The 18955-nt window shown below is 56.7% G+C and carries 13 protein-coding genes; 12 read left to right on the top strand and 1 reads right to left on the bottom strand.

Features of this window, described 5'->3' with window-relative positions:
* Positions 1 to 500: 500 nt before the first annotated feature.
* The 9 genes from SCM96_08575 (at position 501) to SCM96_08535 (ending at position 13251) form a co-directional block, all read left to right on the top strand.
* Positions 501 to 1007, top strand: coding sequence for a hypothetical protein (locus SCM96_08575; GenBank protein MDW7760678.1), 507 nt, complete (start codon positions 501 to 503; stop codon positions 1005 to 1007).
* Positions 1008 to 1536: 529 nt separating this feature from the next.
* The gene (locus tag SCM96_08570; GenBank protein ID MDW7760677.1) at positions 1537 to 3192 is read left to right on the top strand and encodes a class I SAM-dependent DNA methyltransferase; all 1656 of its coding nucleotides are present in this window, start codon (positions 1537 to 1539) and stop codon (positions 3190 to 3192) included.
* A 196-nt stretch (positions 3193 to 3388) separates the two neighbouring features.
* Positions 3389 to 3898, top strand: a complete 510-nt coding sequence (locus SCM96_08565) for a hypothetical protein (protein ID MDW7760676.1) — start codon at positions 3389 to 3391, stop codon at positions 3896 to 3898.
* Positions 3810 to 5279, top strand: coding sequence for a restriction endonuclease subunit S (locus SCM96_08560; protein ID MDW7760675.1), 1470 nt, complete (start codon positions 3810 to 3812; stop codon positions 5277 to 5279). Before SCM96_08565 ends, SCM96_08560 begins: the two co-directional genes overlap by 89 nt.
* Positions 5276 to 6676, top strand: coding sequence for an SIR2 family protein (locus SCM96_08555; GenBank protein MDW7760674.1), 1401 nt, complete (start codon positions 5276 to 5278; stop codon positions 6674 to 6676). The genes SCM96_08560 and SCM96_08555 overlap by 4 nt, the downstream gene beginning before the upstream one ends.
* Positions 6666 to 8864, top strand: coding sequence for a DUF87 domain-containing protein (locus SCM96_08550; protein ID MDW7760673.1), 2199 nt, complete (start codon positions 6666 to 6668; stop codon positions 8862 to 8864). Before SCM96_08555 ends, SCM96_08550 begins: the two co-directional genes overlap by 11 nt.
* On the top strand, positions 8861 to 12031 hold the full coding sequence (locus SCM96_08545) for a type I restriction endonuclease subunit R (GenBank protein MDW7760672.1): 3171 nt from the start codon (positions 8861 to 8863) through the stop codon (positions 12029 to 12031). Before SCM96_08550 ends, SCM96_08545 begins: the two co-directional genes overlap by 4 nt.
* A 31-nt stretch (positions 12032 to 12062) precedes the next feature.
* On the top strand, positions 12063 to 12797 hold the full coding sequence (locus SCM96_08540; protein ID MDW7760671.1) for a hypothetical protein: 735 nt from the start codon (positions 12063 to 12065) through the stop codon (positions 12795 to 12797).
* A gap of 85 nt (positions 12798 to 12882) precedes the next feature.
* Positions 12883 to 13251, top strand: a complete 369-nt coding sequence (locus tag SCM96_08535) for a hypothetical protein (GenBank protein MDW7760670.1) — start codon at positions 12883 to 12885, stop codon at positions 13249 to 13251.
* Between the two features lie 491 nt (positions 13252 to 13742).
* Here SCM96_08535 and SCM96_08530 read toward each other — a convergent pair whose 3' ends face one another.
* Positions 13743 to 13898 (bottom strand): hypothetical protein, encoded by a 156-nt coding sequence (locus tag SCM96_08530; GenBank protein ID MDW7760669.1) that lies wholly within the window; start codon positions 13896 to 13898, stop codon positions 13743 to 13745.
* Between the two features lie 87 nt (positions 13899 to 13985).
* Between SCM96_08530 and SCM96_08525 the strand changes: the two genes are divergently transcribed.
* The 3 genes from SCM96_08525 to SCM96_08515 all read left to right on the top strand — a co-directional run.
* Positions 13986 to 17969, top strand: coding sequence for a hypothetical protein (locus SCM96_08525; protein ID MDW7760668.1), 3984 nt, complete (start codon positions 13986 to 13988; stop codon positions 17967 to 17969).
* 23 nt (positions 17970 to 17992) lie between these two features.
* Complete coding sequence (locus tag SCM96_08520; GenBank protein MDW7760667.1) at positions 17993 to 18394, top strand: GNAT family N-acetyltransferase; 402 nt, start codon at positions 17993 to 17995, stop codon at positions 18392 to 18394.
* Positions 18395 to 18470: 76 nt separating this feature from the next.
* Positions 18471 to 18955: UPF0236 family protein (locus tag SCM96_08515; protein MDW7760666.1), on the top strand; the 485-nt coding region annotated here is incomplete at its 3' end.

The raw sequence follows: 18955 nt of genomic DNA, 5'->3' as shown, positions 1-18955 counted from the left end.
TCTATCATGGCAGTAAACGGGTTGTGGGACACGCGTTGGGATTGAACAACGATACGGATCTGGCTCTGGCGGCCTGGCGGCGGGCCAAGAAAACGATAAGGGCGCTGGCCCGGAAGAGCCAAGATGTCATTGCGCGCCACAATCAGGATAGAGTATCTTGGCCACCGCTAGCTGGCCGAGATCATGGTAAAATCCAAAGCCCGAATTTCCTATTCCGAAAAGGGATGTAAAGAGAACGTCCTTATGGAGTCGTTCAACGGAAGATTCAAAGGAGAGAACCGGAGTTTGTTTTGGATCAAGAGGATCTCGAATCTCTTAAGACGGTTGTTTAAGAACGAATCCGGCATTACAATGATGAGTCCAGACACTCGGTGTTCGGCTATATGGCGCCGATGAAATATATCAAAAAAAGGGTTTAAACTCTCTGAGATGTTAGCACAAATAAGCCCTCAAACTGGTCCAAAAAATAGGGGGCTTATCCGTGCGGAGAGTCTTTGGCGATGCTGAAAACCGAGGGAATAGAGTTTAATGCTGTGTTTGCCCGCTTTGGTGCAGCCGTTCAGTACGCCCAGTTCTTTGAAGTCGCGTTGGGCGACCTTTTGGTAACATTCGCTAAGATTGGAGAGGTCCCGCCTTCTGTTGAAGAAATCGGACGCCTCGATGAGGCACTCCAGAAGAAGACACTTGGGGCCTTGCTTAATCGGCTGGCGTCCAAGGCGTCGTTCAGCGATGATCGTGTGACGACCTTGTGGGCCGAGGCCCTCACTACCCGAAATTTCCTGGCGCATCGATTCTTCATCGAAAGGGAATCCCACTTTGGAGACGAGGCGGGGCGCAGGGGGTTGCTCAATGAACTTACGCGTTATGAACAAATCTTTGCTGCAGCGGCGACCCTTGTCAGGGTGATCAATGATGCGGCCTCGAGGATTATCTCCGGAACACGCGAAGCCCCCGAAGATAGCCAAGTGCTGTTTTCGGTCACGATAGGCAAGCGAAAAGACGAATAGACGTTTCGATGTATTCTAAACTCCCGATGCACCCAATGCTACCAGCGTTGCTCCTAAGCCACAGGCGGCGTGGGTGATCTGCGACGTTGACCCTATAGTAGCTTCCCTTCGAATTCAACCTCTTCTCCTTGACTTACCCAGCCCCTCGATATACCATTCATCCACACCAAGATAAGGGTACGATGTGATAACGGGGGCATACAGAATATTAAACACCGCCGCCATCTGCTCCCTCCTACGAATTCCGGTGATCTCTACCACCCATTCCGAAAAAACCGCGAAAAGTGGCCGGCTTCGCCTCGGAACAGGTGGCCGGCTTCCCTCGGAATGGGTGGCCGGATTCCGTCGGAATGCCCGGCCGAATTGCGTCGGAATACTCACCCACCCTCGTTTCCACTCACTTCCCTGCTCCTGTTCTCGCTTCTTCTCCTGTAGCCACCCTCTCACCCGCCTTCGCCCCATCCTTCGCCCACGCCCTCTCCCCAACCCCCACCCCCGTCCACACACCCACCATTCCACGAGGTAACCCATGCCTAAGAGAAAAATCGCCTCCAACCCGCCCTCTCGCACCTCCCCCCGCATCTCCTCATCTTCCTCCACATCCCCCTCCCGCTCCTCATCCTCCGCAACCGTCGGCTACGAGGCCGAACTCTGGAAAATGGCCGATGCCCTTCGAGGCAGCATGGACGCCGCAGAATACAAGCATGTCGTCCTCGGCCTCCTCTTCCTCAAGTACATCTCCGACGCCTTCGAGGAACAGCATGCCCGGCTCGTCGCCGAACAGGCCGAAGGCGCCGATCCCGAGGACCCCGACGAATACCGGGCGCTTTCGATCTTCTGGGTGCCGCCCGAGGCGCGCTGGGCGCATCTGCAGTCCCGGGCCCGGCAGCCTGAAATCGGCCGCCTCGTCGACGACGCCATGGCTGGCATCGAGCGCGACAACCCGGCGCTCAAGGGCGTTCTGCCCAAGGACTACGCCCGCCCCGCCCTCGACAAGGTGCGCCTCGGCCGCCTCATCGATCTCATCGGCAACATCCGGGTCGGCGACGAGGATTCGCGCGCCAGGGACGTCCTCGGCCGCGTCTATGAGTACTTCCTCTCGCTGTTCGCGAGCGCCGAGGGCAAGAAGGGGGGAGAGTTCTACACCCCGCGCTGCATCGTCAAGCTCCTGGTCGAGATGCTTGAGCCCTACCGCGGCCGTGTCTACGACCCCTGTTGCGGATCCTCCGGCATGTTCGTGCAGTCCGTGGAGTTCATCCGGGCGCACGCGACGGGAAACGGAAACAGGCGCGCGGGCGGCCGGCCGGAGGGCAAGGCCGGGGCCGACATCTCCATCTACGGCCAGGAGTCGAACTACACCACATGGCGCCTCGCCAAGATGAACCTGGCCATCCGCGGCATCGACGGCCGGATAGCCCACGGCGACACCTTCCACGACGACCGCCACCCCGACCTCAAGGCCGACTTCATCCTCGCCAACCCGCCCTTCAACATCTCCGACTGGGGCGGCGACCGCCTGCGCGACGACAAGCGTTGGGTCTACGGCGTTCCGCCCGCCGGAAACGCAAACTTCGCCTGGGTCCAGCACATCATCCACCGCCTTGCGCCCGGCGGCACGGCCGGTTTCGTTCTCGCCAACGGCTCGATGTCGTCCAACCAGTCGGGCGAGGGCGAGATCCGCAGGAAGATCGTCGAGGCCGACCTCGTGGACTGCATGATCGCGCTGCCCGGACAGCTCTTCTATTCGACGCAGATCCCGGCCTGCCTCTGGTTCCTTGCGCGCGACCGCCGGAACGGAAAATTCCGCGACCGGCGCGGCCATGTGCTCTTCGTCGACGCCCGCAAGATGGGCCGCATGGTGGACCGCACCCATCGTGAGCTGACCGATGAGGACATCGCCCGGATTGCGAAAACGTATCATGCCTGGCGTGGAGAGAGCGAGGCGGGCGAATACGCCGATGTCCCCGGCTTCTGCAAGAGCGCGACTCTGGACGAGATCCGCAAGCATGGCCACGTCCTCACCCCAGGCCGCTACGTCGGCGCTGAGGCGCAGAAGGACGACGACGAGCCTTTTGAGGAGAAGATGAAGCGGCTGACGGAGCAGCTTTGTGAACAACAGGCTGAGGCGGCGAAATTGGACACCGCAATTGCGAAAAACTTGAAGGAGCTGGGTTTTGATGGATAAAGCCTGTGCTATCTTTAACGAAACACCCGTTTCGTTTAATAACAGTCGTCCTTATTTAATGGTATTTGAGTAAGGATTCTTGCCATGCAACGCGGCCTTACCGGACATTATGAATTAACATGCAAGTTCATACAGGCTTTAGCTAAACTGGGTATCGTTGGAAATGATTTGCTATTCAATCTGGGGATCTTAAGCTATGACAACTGACAATAAAATGAGTTTGATTAAAAATGCTGTTAATTGCGCAATAGATAAGCTCAAGCTTAACGATGAAGAACTGTTTGATGTCAACATCAATGAGCGCTCTATCTCACATAAGCTTGCTGAGTACCTTCAACAGGAATTCACCGGCTGGAATGTTGATTGTGAGTATAACAGGAAAATGAAAGACCGAAAAACTCTGAACGTAAGCTTCAATGATGTCAAAGACGATGATATTGAAGCAAAGACTGTTTTCCCGGATATCATCGTGCATCGTCGTCAGACTCATAAGAATCTTCTGGTTATAGAAATAAAGAAAAAGGGAATGAGCATTAATAAAGATAAAACCAAGTTGGAAGCCTTCACCGGTCGAGAATATGATTATTGTTTCGGACTGTTGTTGATTCTTAAAAATAATGATTTTAAGCGGCTCTGGTTTACAAAAGGCAAACAGATCAAACGCGTCAGCAAGAAGAATATTGAGGTTCTTGAGCATGGCGGGTGAGTGGAAGACCGTTCCCCTGGGTCAGATTTATGAGTTCAGCTCCGGACTCTCGAAACCCCGCTCTGCGTTCGGATCTGGATACCCATTTTTGTGCTTCAAGGACGTTTTCTACAACTCATCTGTCCCGACACAACTTGCCGAACTTGTTAACTCCACCGAACAAGATCGCACTCGTTGCTCAATCAGGCGCGGGGATGTTTTCGTGACTAGGACCAGTGAGACGATGGAGGAGCTCGGAATGAGCTGCGTCGCTCTTCGTGATGTTCCGAATGCAACCTTCAACGGCTTCACAAAGCGACTCAGGCCGAAGACCCCGGACACCGTCGTCCCAGAGTACGCTCGCTACTATTTCCGCGCTCCTGCTTTTCGTAACGCCGTCACAGCAATGTCGTCCTTGTCTACTAGAGCGAGCCTCAACAACGAGATGCTCGAGCGGTTGTCAATAGTGCTGCCCCCGCCCGAGGAGCAGGAAGCCATCGCTCACATCCTCGGAACGTTGGACGACAAAATCGAGCTGAACCGGCGGATGAAAGAAAGCTTGGAAGCGATGGCGCGTGCGCTTTTCAAATCGTGGTTCGTGGACTTCGATCCCGTCCGCGCAAAGATGGAAGGCCGCTGGCGCAAAGACGAATCGCTCCTTGGTCTTCCCGCTCACCTCTATGATCTTTTCCCTGATCGCCTCGTAGATTCTGTACTTGGTGAGATCCCAGAGGGATGGGAGATTAATTCTGTGGAGAGCTTGAGCCTTAAGGTGGGGATGGGTCCTTTCGGGAGCAATATCAAAGTTTCGACATTTGTCGAGCATGGCATTCCAGTTATCAGTGGCCAGCATTTAAATAACACGATGCTCGAAGATAGAACGTATAACTTCATCACCGCCGAACATGCAAAGAGATTAACCAGTTCCAATGTTATGCGTGGCGACGTTGTCTTCACGCACGCGGGCAACATCGGGCAGGTATCATACATCCCTGACCGATCACGGTACGAGCGATACATCTTGTCTCAACGGCAGTTCTTCCTCCGATGTGAATTGACGAAGATATCGCCGCTCTTGATGACGTACTTCTTTCGCTCCCCACAAGGTCAGCAAACGCTCTTGGCGAATACATCACAGGTGGGGGTGCCCTCTATTGCGCGTCCTGTTAGCTATCTGAAATCGATTCAGCTCATTACCCCACCCAAGGCGGTGTCAGACATGTTTGATGTTATTGTTCGAAAGCTTCATCACCGAATCTCCATTGCTCGAATGGAAGTCGCGGCACTCGCGAAAATCCGGGACACTCTGCTGCCTAAGCTTATCTCCGGTGAATTGCGTGTGAAGGACACAGAGAAGTTAATCTCAAATGTAACGCTCGGTCTTAGCGAGGGGGAGAAATGACAACTCAGTTGTTCACCGAGAAAGATCGCTTTGAGATAGGAGGCGAAAGGGTAATCGCTTTTACAGAGGCAACCGCAGATACTCGTGGTGCCGATGCTGTTCCGGCCCCCAAGAAAAGCGAATCGGAGTCATTAGATGACCTCTGCGTTCGCATTGGCACGTTGCTAAAGACAGAGAATGTCTCGTTTTTGCTAGGCGCCGGGGCTTCCGTGAATTGCGGCGGGCTCCTTATCGGCTCCGTTCCGCTTCCCATCGAGAGACAGCTGCACGACGAGGGCATCCGTGGAACTGATCAGCCACGTATTAGGCAATGGCTCAAGATTTTCTATCTGGCGGTGCGAGTGTCTGGTGGCGGCGAAGAGGCTCCGATATCGAGAGAACAGATTATCATGAGGCAAACAGCTCTCACCGGCGGCGGAGGCGAGCCACTACGGACCAACTTCGAGCGAGTGCTGGCCATCCTGTTTCGCTGGCGCTCTGCCCTGCCCAAATCAGGTGGGCGGCTCAAGATTGATGGCTCACTCTCGGTCGACGCCAAGTCGGACGATATTGACGATGCCATTAAACATGCCTCGTTGGCCTTGGCCAACAACTGCAACCTGCCAACCAACGACAAAGAGGACAGACTCGCTGACCACAAGACGCTGCTACGAAAGCTGCTTACGAGGCCACTCAATCTGAAGCGGACCAACATATTCACGCTTAATTACGACACTCTAGTCGAGCAAGCCGCTGATGCTGAGGGGGTCGTGCTGCTGGATGGCTTTGTCGGAACGCAGCGACGTGTGTTCCGACCCGAAAGCTACGAGCAGGATCTCTACTTTCCTGCGGAGACGACTGAAGGTCGCGTTCATCGGTTCGATCGTGTGCTGCACCTATACAAGCTGCACGGATCGATTACGTGGACAGCAAATGAGCCGACTATGGATGACCCCTATGGCGTGCAGACGGTTCCGTTCAAGTCCGATGGTGTGCAGCCATTGCTGATCTATCCAGCTCCGACGAAGTACGGCGAGACACTGGGCATGCCGTACTCCGAGCTTTTCCGTCGATTTTCTGGGGTCGTCACGCGGCCTCAGAGTGTGTTGTTCGTCATTGGCTATGGCTTCGGTGACGAGCACGTGAACGCAATCGTCAGGCAGGCCCTAGCGGTTCCGAGTTTCACGCTGGTCATTGTTGATCCTAATCCGCAGAGCGAGTTCCTCACAAGGCTACGCACACAAAAAGACCGCAGAGTCTGGATCGCTGAGGGGCCTATGCTCGGAACGCTTGCTGGATTTGTAGAGCACGTTCTGCCGGACCTGCGGGACGAACAGATCCGCAAGAAGGTGCTGGCTACCTACCGGTCGCTTGCCAGAAACGCAGTTTCAGAAGAGAGTCAGACCGATGAGGACTGACTCCGAAATCGGGCGCGTTGTCGCCGTCGATACAGCCCAAGTCAGCATCGAGCTAAACCGCGACCTCAAGGGTATGAGCCGGATTACGTATGAAGGCCCGCAGGAAGTAGGGCGAATCAACTCTTACGTTATCATTCCCGTTGGCGCTCAGCGGCTTGTGGCCATGGTAACACGCGTCGTTCTGGTGGAAGATGCGGAGATAAAGGCAGACCGCACGATGGTAGCGCTTCCTGCAGCGCGCCGCTTGATGAAGGCGACGCTCATCGGAACGATTGATGGTGCGTCATTCAGGCAGGGCGTGTCACTGTTCCCGGTGCTCGACAACCCAGTGCATCTCGCCGGGCGTACAGACCTGGACGCGATCTTCGGCCCTATCGAGAGAGGCGAGAGCGCGACACTTGACCCGGAGAAGCCGGGGTACTGTATCCCCATCGGCGAGTCCACAGTCGTTCAAGGGCGCCCGATCAGGATAGACCCCGACGCCTTCTTCGGCAAGCATGCCGCCATCCTGGGAAGTACGGGGTCGGGCAAGTCCTGCACGATCGCGAGCCTGCTTCAGTCGATCCGGGAACAGCAAGCGGTGAAGCGAATGACCTGCGTAATCCTGGACACCAACGGGGAGTACCGCACGGCTTTCCAGAAGCAGAAGGAGGACGGCAGTTGGGAGGACGCGGGGGGAGGGAGATGTCTTTACATCCCATCCGACCCGACAAAGACAGGCGAACGTCTAGTGATCCCGTACTGGTTAATGAATGCAGAGGATTTCGTGCGGCTCTTTCGGGCGCGCGAAGGACTGCAGGCGCCCGTCTTGCTCCGTGCTTTGCGTTTGGCGCGTACGGGCGCGGCGGCATCTGGCACACCGGCATCAGCGCTCGAAGTACTAAGAACTGCCTGTCGGCAGATTCTCGCACTCATCGAGAACGATGCGCCGAATCAGCAGTGGGCAATTCCCAATAACTTGAAGCAGCTATGCAAAGACGGTCTGCGATATCGAGTGACAGTTCCTCAACACGTCCAGGCGCTGGACGAGGCGTTCGGTACAGAAGTTTTCACCAACTGGGAGACGGCACTCACGACGATTAAAGGAATTGCACAACTGGCAAGTAAGCGGGATAACGAGTTCGGACTGGGCGGGACATGCCTGCAGCAGATTCGAGATGCAATTGACCCGGTCATTTTGAGAATTAACCAGCTGGCTGTCGATCGGCCGTTGGGAACCGCCGACATCAGCGCCGATCAGCCGTGCCGTTTTGATCGTAGTCAGTTCATGGAGAGTGCCCTTGAAACCGCCATGCGCGAACAGGTGGAGTCGGGAAACCCTGCGCGAGTACGGGATGCGTGTGGACCGATGTTTCTCCGCATCCGAAGGTACTTCGAAGACCCGCGGTTTCGGTTCATATTCGATGCCTATCCACAGGCGTTGCATGTCCTGTCCGCATTCCTTCGCGACACGCTCGGCATCGGAGCTGCTTCGGAAGCCGAGTTGTCGAGCGAGGAAATCGTCGCGAAGGAGCGCTTGCCATTCTATGATCGCCAGCGTGACAAGAAGAGCGCCGTCGATGTTGTCATCCTGGATCTGAGTCTGCTCGCTGCGGAAGTGCTGGAGAATGTCACGGCCCTCATCGGTCGCTTAGTCCTCGAGTTCCTACAGCGACTCGGCGAACACGGGGGGGAGCAGGCCCGAGGCTCGCTCCCGATCGTACTCGTATTGGAGGAGGCCCAGAACTACATCCAGCAGCCTCGCTTCGCCGAGGAGGAGTCGATCGCTCGGATCGTGTTCGAGCGAATCGCGCGCGAGGGGCGGAAGTACGGGCTGTCCCTTGTGGTTGCTTCGCAGCGGCCCAGCGAGCTTTCGAAGACGGTGCTGTCGCAATGCAGCAGCTTCATCGTTCATCGACTTCAGAACCCTGAGGACCTGCGGTACTTTAAGGAAATAGTGCCGGGCATTTTCGGACCGATGCTGGAGCAGATCCCGGCGCTTGCGCCTCAGACCGCATTAGTTCTCGGGGAATGCGTTCCAGCACCTGCACTGGTGAAGATCCGTGAGGCGCGCCCAGTGCCCAGAAGCCGCGATCCAAAGTTCTACCGATACTGGGTGGCAGACGAAGCACCTGCTATTAACGTCGAGGATATCTGTAAACATTGGGAGAACGGCGGCATGGGAGATTGTGGCGGGGCGAGCGAATGACCGAGCGTTCCTTCACCGAATCCGTCGTCGAGTCTGCGGCCCTCGCCTGGCTCCAAGGGCTCGGCTGGAGCATCGCGCACGGGCCTGACATCGCGCCCGAAACGCTCCTCGCCGAGCGGCGCGACTACGGCGATGTGATTCTGGAGCAGCGCCTTCGCGATTCCCTTGCCCGGCTCAATCCGCATATTCCCGCCTCCACAATCGAAGATGCATTCCGCAAGCTCGCCCGTCCTGAGGGCGCCGACCTGATCGCGCGCAACCGCGCCGTCCACCGCCTTCTCGTCGAGGGCGTTCCCGTCGAATACCGCGACGATGAGGGCGCTGTCCGCGGCGATCTCGTCCGGGTCTTCGATTATTATCTACCCGCCGCCAACGACTGGCTGGCCGTAAACCAGTTCACCGTCACGGAAAACAAGCACACCCGCCGCCCCGACGTCGTGCTGTTCGTAAACGGCCTGCCGCTTGCCGTCATCGAACTCAAGAACGCCGCCGACGAAAACGCAACGATCTGGACGGCTTTCCGGCAGCTTCAGACGTATCAGGCGGAGATCCCGGCGGTTTTCGCATCGAACGCGCTTCTCGTGATCTCCGACGGCACGGAGGCGCGCGTAGGCACGATCACGGCAGGCCGCGAGTGGTTCAAGCCCTGGCGCACCGTATCCGGCGAGGGACCGGCCGATCCCAGCCTGCCCGAGCTCCAGGTCGTCCTCCAGGGCATATTCGCGCGGGAGCGCTTCCTTGACCTCGTACGCGATTTCGTCGTCTTCGAGGACGACGGCGGCGGCCGCCCCTCAAAGAAAATGGCCGGCTATCACCAGTTCCATGCCGTCCGCGTCGCGGTCGGAGAGACGATCCGTGCGGCCAAGCTTGCGCGCCCTCCCGGCACGGGCGAATCTCCGCCGGGACGCTTCGAGGCCGGCCGCACTCCCGGCGGCGAGCCGGGCGACCGGCGCATCGGCGTCGTCTGGCACACGCAGGGTTCGGGAAAGAGCCTGACCATGGCCTTCTATGCCGGATGCATCATCCGCGAACCCGCGATGGAAAATCCCACGATCGTCGTCCTCACGGACCGGAACGACCTCGACGACCAGCTCTTCGGGACATTCTCGCGCTGCCGCGATCTTCTGCGCCAGCCGCCCGTCCAGGCGGAAAACCGCGCCCATCTGCGCGAGCTGCTGCGGGTCGAGTCGGGCGGCGTCGTCTTCACGACGATCCAGAAATTCTTCCCGGATGACGGGGGCGATCCGTCCGCGGTTGCGCTTGCGGACCGCCGTCCGTATCTCTCCATGCGCCGCAACATCGTCGTCATCGCCGACGAGGCCCACCGCAGCCAGTACGACTTCATCGACGGCTTCGCCCGCCACATGCGCGACGCGCTGCCGAACGCCTCGTTCATCGGCTTCACGGGAACGCCCATCGAGCTGGCCGACGCCAACACGCGCGCCGTCTTCGGCGACTACATCAGCGTCTACGACATCCAGCGGGCGGTTGCGGACGGGGCCACGGTGCCGATTTACTACGAGAGCCGCCTGGCCGGGCTGGCGCTCGACGAGGCCGAACGTCCGCGCATCGATCCCGACTTTGAGGAGGCCACGGAGGGCGAGGAGGTCGAGCGCAAGGAGAGGCTCAAGACGAAGTGGGCGCAGCTCGAGGCCGTCGTGGGCGCCGGGAAGCGCCTGCGGCTCGTCGCCCGGGACATCGTCGAGCACTACGAGCGGCGCTGCGAGGCTCTGGCGGGCAAGGCCATGGTCGTCTGCATGAGCCGGCGCATCTGCGTCGAGCTCCACCGCGAACTCGTGCGGCTACGGCCGGAGTGGGACGGCGCGGAGGACGGCGAGGGCGTGATCAAGGTCGTGATGACCGGATCGGCCGCCGACCCCGCCGACTGGCAGCCTCACATCCGCAACAAGGCGCGGCGCGAGGCGCTGGCCAACCGCTTCCGCGACCCCGGCGATCCGTTCCGTGTCGTGCTCGTGCGCGACATGTGGCTGACCGGCTTCGACGCGCCGTCGCTCCATACGATGTACGTGGACAAGCCGATGCGCGGCCACGGCCTCATGCAGGCCATCGCGCGCGTGAACCGCGTGTTCCGTGACAAGCCCGGCGGCCTGGTGGTGGATTACCTGGGACTTGCACCCGAGCTGAAGACGGCGCTTGCGACCTACACTGAAAGCGGCGGCACCGGGAAAACGGCGCTTGACCAGGCGGAGGCGGTCGCGGTCATGCTGGAGAAGTACGAGATCTGCTGCGGGCTCTTCCACGGCTTCGACCGGTCGAAGTGGACGGCCGGCGCGCCCCAGGAGAGGTTGGCGCTTCTCCCCGCGGCGCAGGAGCACATCCTGAAGCAGGTGAACGGCGGGGATCGGTGTGTGAGCGCCGTGCGCGATCTGTCCAAGGCGTTCGCGTTGGCCGTGCCGCACGACGAGGCGATGCGGATCCGCGACGACGTGGCCTTCTTCCAGGCCGTGCAGTCCGTGATCGTCAAGCGGGCGCCGGGAGAGGCGCGGCCCGAGGAGGAGCTGGATCACGCGGTGAGGCAGATTATATCGAGGGCGGTTGCGCCGGAGGGGGTTGTCGATATTTTTGCGGCGGCGGGGCTTGCGAAACCTGACATCTCGATTTTGTCGGAGGAGTTTCTGGCCGAGGTGCGGGGAATGCCCCATCGGAATCTGGCGGTGGAGCTGCTGCGGAAGCTGCTTAAGGGGGAACTTTCGGAGAGACGGCGCAAGAACGTCGTCCAGGCCCGCTCGTTCGCCGAGATGCTGGAAGAGACGATCCGGCGATACCAGAATCGGGCGATCGAGGCCGCGAAGGTGATTGAGGAACTGATCGGACTTGCGCGTGAGATGCGGGCGGCCGGCGCGAGGGGCGAAAAGCTGAACCTGAGCGAGGAGGAGTTGGCGTTCTATGATGCGCTTGAGACGAACGACAGCGCGGTGAAGATCTTGGGGGATGAGACGTTGAGGGCAATTGCGAGAGAGCTGGTCGCGGCGGTACGCAAAAATGTGAAGATCGACTGGACGCTGCGGGAGGATGTGAGGGCGGCGTTGAGGGTGATTGTGAAGCGGGTTTTGCGAAAATACGGCTACCCGCCCGACAAACAGGAAAAGGCGACGAGAACGGTGCTGGAACAGGCGGAGCTGCTGTCGGAGGAGTGGGCTGCGTGAGGGTCTGGCATTATGTACGGAGGGGGAACCTTTGGATTTATTGCCGCAGAGTGCGGATAAGGATGTAGAAGCGCGAGACGCACTTTGGCGGGCGATATGCGTTGCTTCTGAAGACATTCTGAATCGGCTTAGAATTAGATCTATCCACAGTGAAAAGGAAACTCAACTTCGTCTTAACTCGCCAGTTCCAGACGTTCCTACATGGCAACTTGTTGAGGCGCTCAGCTTATTGGGAATCATCCTTCGCTCTGAAGAGGCATCCGCTGATTCAGTAAGAATTTTTGGGAAAACGGGTCCGATTGAGATTAAAGAAGATGGGGTGGTTCGTTTCTTATGGTCACAACAAACTCTAAAAGGTGAAAAAAGCAATCTTTGGGGCCGACCGGACATTATTGTGACAACATCCTCAGAAATGCCAAACCCGGGCAATGCCGTCCGAATTATAGAAGCCAAATGTGTCAAAAAGCTGGACACACAAATAATCAGAAGTGAATTTGGGAAAGCTCATGATCTTCGAGTAGCGACATATCTAATCTGGAGTTTCTATTCTCCAACCATGCGTGTAGTTGAGGGCGCTCAAGGACTTGGCATTGACATTGAAGCAATCGGATTTGACACCAAGTGGAGGTCAAAGCTTATTGAAGAGCCTGAGACTTTGATATCACGCGTAGCCTATACACAGGAACAAGTTAGCAAGAATAATAGATTTATTACAGTATATGAAAAAGTGGGTCGCAATATCAGAGATAAACTGACGATTTTATAAATGATCGTATATAATTCCGGAGGAACGATCTTCAAATCAGTTGAATGCAAATCGATAAGATTGAGATTTTATTTGAGGATGGATCATGATCAGCAAAGAAAAGCTTCGTAAGACATCGGATATCGCGGTTTTTGCCAGAAATCATCATAAATATCTGGAAGCGGCGGCAGGCAGAAATATGGTCGATCCTGAGAAGCCGACAACTTTCCGGGCCAGGTCGATATGGAGCACGGCTCGGGATGCCCTGCAATTGTATAAAACCCTAACAATCTATTTTTCGGCGGTTGGCGGGAAAGGGGATGTCGAGTATTCCGCAACTCTGCACCATATCAGACTTCACCCCAAGCGTGGTGATCATGAGACGGAAACATATCTTGGTTTCACTTTAATCGATGAAGAAGTTGAAGGGACCAGCAAAGAAGGATTGTGGGAACAATTCTATTTACAGAATTGATAAAACTCGAAAATGGGACACCCATCAGTCCGAAATATGGTTATAGTTACTGTATGGTCCACCAGCATACTCAAAGTCCGGGGGATGACTTCATCGCCGGTCCCGAGGAGATTGAGGATCCATCTCGATACTCCGAGGGCACCAGTCGCACCGTGTCAGTGAACGTCTTCGAGAGAAGTAAAGCGGCTCGGCAGAAATGTATCGCTCACTACGGGCTTGATTGTGCAGTTTGCGGGTTCAACTTTGCCAGGGCATACGGCAAGGTATGCTCAGGTATAATTCATGTCCATCATCTTAAGTCTTTGGCCGAAATCGAAAAAAAATATAGGGTCAATCAGCTTAAAGATCTGAGGCCGGTGTGTCCGAATTGCCACGCGGTTATCCATTCTTCAGACCAGCCTTTGTCGATTGAAAAAGTCAAATCAATGATAAAAAGATCGTGAAATCGATGCCCTCGATTTGATATCATACATCCGGACTCTCAATCCTGTTCAGGGTTGATCGGTGGTTAAATGGCAAAGAAAAGCATTCAGACGAGCGACGAAGAGATCGCCCGGAGGGCGATGGACCTTGCCCGGCAGATCAACGGCCGGGTTTTCGTGGCGCAAAACGGCGCTTTCCTGGTCGGCGGAAAGCCGGATTTCCAAAAACTTCGCCGGTGTCTTGCGGAAATCTCAAAACCTCCGAAAGACGACGATGCGCCCACGCCCATGGATTTGGGATTCGCACCGACCGTGATCACGCCGCTGACCGGTGAGCTGCTCGCCGCATGGAGCCGCGGCCTACAGAAATGGCGGAAGATTCTGGACGATTACGAAAAGCCCCGGCAAAAGACCTCCGAGCGGCGCGGGAAGTATCGCCGTTGGAAAGATGAAATCGACCGGCTCTCGCATACTCTGGAGCATCTCTGGGAAGTCCATCGGCTGTCGAAAGGCGGGAAGCCGCCCCACGGAATGACTTACGTCTCGGAAGACCTCGCCGCAGCCGAAGGCCGTTCGACACACGGTCCCGATCCACGTTTCACGGAACCGCTTTGGGACTGGATGGAGCGTCTTGTCATCTGGATAGGAGGTTCGGAGGCGGGCCTGCGGTTTCACAAATCGCTGCTTCCCCACGTGGAAAGCCGCGCGGCCCGGGAGAAGCGATCTCTGATCGCAAGAGCGCTTCCTCAACTGCGATCCCTTCGAGACAGCCTGATCGGTCTTCCCCGCGCCCAAATGGCGAAAACCGTTCGCAAGGCGCTGTCCGGCATTGCTGAAGAGATATTGACGGAATTCGCCGTGCAAATCCCCAAAAGCCCGCGCGATATTCAAAAACATGTTGAGTATCTCATTGCAGACTGCGAGAAAGCCTCTGCCGGAAATCCGCCTCCGGCGCGCCTTGTCGGATCGGCCGCGGCGCTTTGCGCCGTGGACGGCGCGCAAATCCCGTTGCCGACCTGGCTGTTGATGCCGGGTGATCAAGAGGACGTAGCGAAAAGAGTCCGCTTTATTAATAAACTGCAAGACGAACACAGTGAACCGGGCTATGACTTGCTGCTTTCGGCGCTGGGCGAAACGAAAGACGCTTTAAAAAGAGATCTCCGTGTGATCCGCAAGTTCCTTGCAGCCGGAGTTGAAAAAGACGATGCGATATGGGCCGACCGTCGTCTATCCTGGGGCGCCGAGGCTCTGGCCGACAAGAGCCTTTCTCCTCATTCTTTCCGGGCTCTTGCTGCGGTCCTGGAGAAATCCGGACTGAACTTCAATAAGGTCGACGTCAGTCTCGCTGATGTTGCCGAAAAAACAGCCTCAAGAGGCAGCACGAATATTGTGGAAGCTTTTACCCTGTGGCTTTCAACGCTCAACCCCGCATCGCTTGATAAAAAAATTGTCACATGGGCCTGGAACTGCATCTGCCGGATTCTTGTTCTGGAGGGGATCAGTCCGGCCCTGAGGGATACCTTAAGGCAATGGGCCGAACCGCCGAAAACCGGGGTACGGCTTCCGCCTGAAATCGCCGTTACGGTTGCTCCCGAGATCCGAGAGTGGCTGTCAAAACTGCATTACTACCAGAAAATGTCCGGTCATAAACCCGCTTTACCTGCGTCTCTGTCGAGAATGTTCGACGCCGGCGGTCGCGAGTCCGGCGAGCTTGAACATCTGCGCGAACTCAGAACGAACGGACGGCTCGACGAACGGATGGCTTCCAGGCTGGCGCTTCTTGAGAGCCGTGAGGGGAAGAGTCGCTCGGCCTCCCAACAGCGCATCCTGAAACAGGCTCAGGAGGTGTGCGCGCATGCCGCATTGGAAGCGATCAGGCACTTATCTCACCGGGAGGGCCTCCTCCTATGGAAGCGGCAGATCGGGATTGACCCGCCCAGCCATCTTACGGATGATCAGGTTTTCCGAATCGCCGCCTGGGGCGCCCGGCTTGACAAGACGGCCGCCAGGCGTCTTCAGGAGTTGCTCGAAGTCTGGAAAGAATGCGGTTCAAACTACCGTGAGCGCCTGCCCTTGAATTCAGACTGGCTAAGAGCCGCCGCAACCCGCATCGATCTCCGGGCTTGGTTCTCACCTGAACCGTGTGAAGTCGATCTTCACGGATTGAACGTCACGATAGGCCTTTCTCCCGACCCAATTAGAATTTTCCTGATGGGCGACTTTTTTAGAACCTGTTTGAGTATAGACAGCAGTAAGGAGCTATCCGTGCTGACGAATGCCTATGATGCCAACAAAGCGGTGGTCTTCGCCCTGGGATCGGACAGTCAGGTCCTGGCCAGAAAACTTGTTTGCCTCGGTTCGGATTTCCGGCTTCTCGGCTTCAGAACGTACGTTGCTGAAAACGAATCGCTGACCGAAGAACGGAAAAAGAGCATCAGTTCTCTGATGGATGCATTCTGCGGCCGCTGGGCCCGTAGGGTGGGCTTACCATTGGGACAGACCGGCGCGCCGGCAAAGTTGTCCGGCCTTTATTGGTATGACGACGGCGCCGAGCCATGGTTACCCTCCGCCATAAACGCATGGGCCGACCCCGCTTTGGAAATCAAAACGGCCGCCGCCCGCGCGGGAGTCTTGATGCCGAAGATTGCCGATGCGCTGTCGTCAAAGTTGCAGGACTGCCTCGATTTGCTCGATGAACTGGGAATCCCGAAGCCCACTGGCGTTGATGGTTGCCGGGAATTTGCGGATGCGCCCGATCTTGCCGAAGAAGTCCTTGCGATTCTGGCCCGAGAAAGTCAGGACGTACGACTGGCGCGCCTTGTCTTCGAGAATGCCGTGACCGAGGGAGGACGGATTGAGGCGCTGACGTCTGTTGCCCTTCTTGAAAAAATAGACGAGATGGCCGAGCAAGTCTTCGCTGCCGCCCGTTCGAATTCTGAAATGGCTGATCGCGCCATGGAAGTTCTCCGCCGTATGGATTTCCCCAAAGCCTGGCAATTGTTCATGAAGCTGGCAGTCAGCGAGGTATCGAATGTCGAAGAACTTTGGTTGACTTTAGCGGTCGCGGATTCCGTCGATTCGGCGGATGCCCTGATCGACACATGCTTTACGCCGGGCCGGCATGACATATATTTTCCGGAGCATTTTATGGTTCAAGAAATGCTCGCCGGCCTCGACATGAGGCTGCCGCAGGCGGTGGTGCTGGACGCTTTTGTCAGTTTTTATCCCGAAAACCGCCTCTACCTTGCCGAATGGATGCCGCCTTGTCCGGATGTCCTGAAGCGCCATCATTTGGCGAAGATGGCCGAATTCGATGAGGATGACAAGGAGGATGAGCAGCACGCGGTGCTTTCAACGGCTATTGTCGCCATGGCAAACCCGGGTCCCCGATCATCGGCCTATTTGAAGAACATGGCGGAAAGAGAACCGGCGGCTTTGCTGGCTCTGTCGCTTTTATACGGCGGGAAATATCGGGAGTTTATTCGGAAAACGGCATTCGACATGTCCGCCGAACCGGCGGCCGTTCTTGCTCTGCTTGTTTCGGAAGGTGAGCCTGCGGCGGACGATCTCTTGAAAGCCACGCTTAAAAGCTATCCCCATCAAGGCGCGATGATCAACAGCGTCAGGGAACTGCATCGGGGTTTCAGCAACCTGGACGGGGGGATGTGTGTTGACTTTTTCGAATCGACTCAGCTTGGCAAGAATATATCCCTGCTCCCGTATGTGATTTGGCGGCTGTGGAGGTGGACGGATGCCGGGCAACCGAATATTCCGGCTCTTTCGGCGCTTATGGCGAGCGGCAATACCGCGGAATTTCTCTATGCACAAAAGGTTTGCCTGTCTGGGTTGTCGGTGAGGTTGGCGGGATTACTTCGGAATGCGATTGACGAAAATGCCGCTCCTCTGAGAGAGACCCTGCTGAATTTGCTGGACAAAAAATCTTCTCTGAGGAGTGGCGGAGATGCGTTGCTTCTGAACAAGCTGTGCGACGAGAAACTCTGGGCGGACCCGCCCTCAGGCGATCGCGGCATGCTTTTGCTGGGAGATGCGCTGAACTGCGCCGGGGCGTGGGAGCTTCTTCTGGACGAGGCGGGAAACGAACGCCCGGTTTTAAAATGGGTCGACTGGAAAACTGTCTATGACATCCGTTTTCCGTTGGACATCAAGACGTCGGCATGCGCGATGGAATTGCTGATGTCGGTCATTCCGCCGGGTGAAATCAGCAAGAAAATCCGGCCGATTACCGGGCTTCAAAAACGCCTGCTGGAGAAGGCGGGGTCAGATGCCGAGAGATAACTCGTAAGGATGCTTGAAAAAAGATGATCGAGACTCGACTTATTAAACAAAGGGATCATCACGCAATATTGGCAATATCCGAATCACTTGCCTCTTGGTTTGATGTAGACGCTAGGGACCGGGCGATACCTGTCGATCTGCGGCATCAGAAAGGATTTGTTGCTCTGTTGAATGGGGTAATCGTCGGATTCATTACGCTCTATGTAGCCGAGGGCCGGCTTAACATTGGTTGGATGGGAGTCCGTCCGGATACTCAAAGGCAAGGAATCGGGAGGCGTCTTCTCTCCTGTGCCGAAGACTTTGCCAGAGAGCAAGGTATTAAGGAAGTGGCGACTTACACTCTGGGTGCCGGGGTGAATTACGAGCCATACGAGGCAACCCGAAACTTCTATTTTAAAAATGGAGCTTGTTTCAAAGTTACGTGATGGCATTTGACAAGGACGAAAAAAAAGGGCTACAACCCTCCATGATATCCACAACAACATCAGGAGGAGTAGCCCAATGGACGACCTCGAAATCAAGATCGCCATCACCTACAGAGTACCAAAAAACAACCTTACGCTCAACGGCCTTCTGCGCGGTCTGGAACGCGATCGGGATGAGATCATGAGAGCGGTCCTCGGCCGCATCCTGGAGGCCTTGGAACAAAAGGCCAAGAACGATTATCCTCCGGGTCGTTATGTCCAGAACGGCCACCAATCGACGGCCCGCGTCCTGATGACCTCGTTTGGTCGAGTTCGCCACCGCCTGGCCCAGGTCTTGGACCGGACGACGGGGGCCGTCGTCTTCCCCTTGGCGAAGCGACTGAAGATCGAGCCCTATCGGCAGTACCAGAGAGAGACGCTGGAAGCTCCGGTGGGTCAGGCCATCCACCTGTCCTACCGCTTGGCCGCCAAGGAGACGCGACGTCTTCGCGGCCACGGGCCGAGCCCCAGCACTCTCTGGCGCCGGCTTCAGGAGGTCGCCGTCTCTCAGGGCGGGTGGCC

Source organism: Acidobacteriota bacterium (assembly GCA_033549365.1).
Classification (GTDB): Bacteria; Acidobacteriota; Aminicenantia; order Aminicenantales; family Saccharicenantaceae; genus JAWSUF01.
The sequence above is the reverse complement of the archived record's forward strand: the minus strand, read 5'-3'. Positions and strand labels throughout refer to the sequence as shown.

Bases quoted from the DNA above. Each gene is read 5' to 3' on its own strand.
- SCM96_08575 (MDW7760678.1), top strand. From the start codon at position 501: ATGCTGAAAACCGAGGGAATAGAGTTTAATGCTGTGTTTGCCCGCTTT.
- SCM96_08570 (MDW7760677.1), top strand. From the start codon at position 1,537: ATGCCTAAGAGAAAAATCGCCTCCAACCCGCCCTCTCGCACCTCCCCC.
- SCM96_08565 (MDW7760676.1), top strand. From the start codon at position 3,389: ATGACAACTGACAATAAAATGAGTTTGATTAAAAATGCTGTTAATTGC.
- SCM96_08560 (MDW7760675.1), top strand. From the start codon at position 3,810: ATGATTTTAAGCGGCTCTGGTTTACAAAAGGCAAACAGATCAAACGCG.
- SCM96_08555 (MDW7760674.1), top strand. From the start codon at position 5,276: ATGACAACTCAGTTGTTCACCGAGAAAGATCGCTTTGAGATAGGAGGC.
- SCM96_08550 (MDW7760673.1), top strand. From the start codon at position 6,666: ATGAGGACTGACTCCGAAATCGGGCGCGTTGTCGCCGTCGATACAGCC.
- SCM96_08545 (MDW7760672.1), top strand. From the start codon at position 8,861: ATGACCGAGCGTTCCTTCACCGAATCCGTCGTCGAGTCTGCGGCCCTC.
- SCM96_08535 (MDW7760670.1), top strand. From the start codon at position 12,883: ATGATCAGCAAAGAAAAGCTTCGTAAGACATCGGATATCGCGGTTTTT.
- SCM96_08520 (MDW7760667.1), top strand. From the start codon at position 17,993: ATGATCGAGACTCGACTTATTAAACAAAGGGATCATCACGCAATATTG.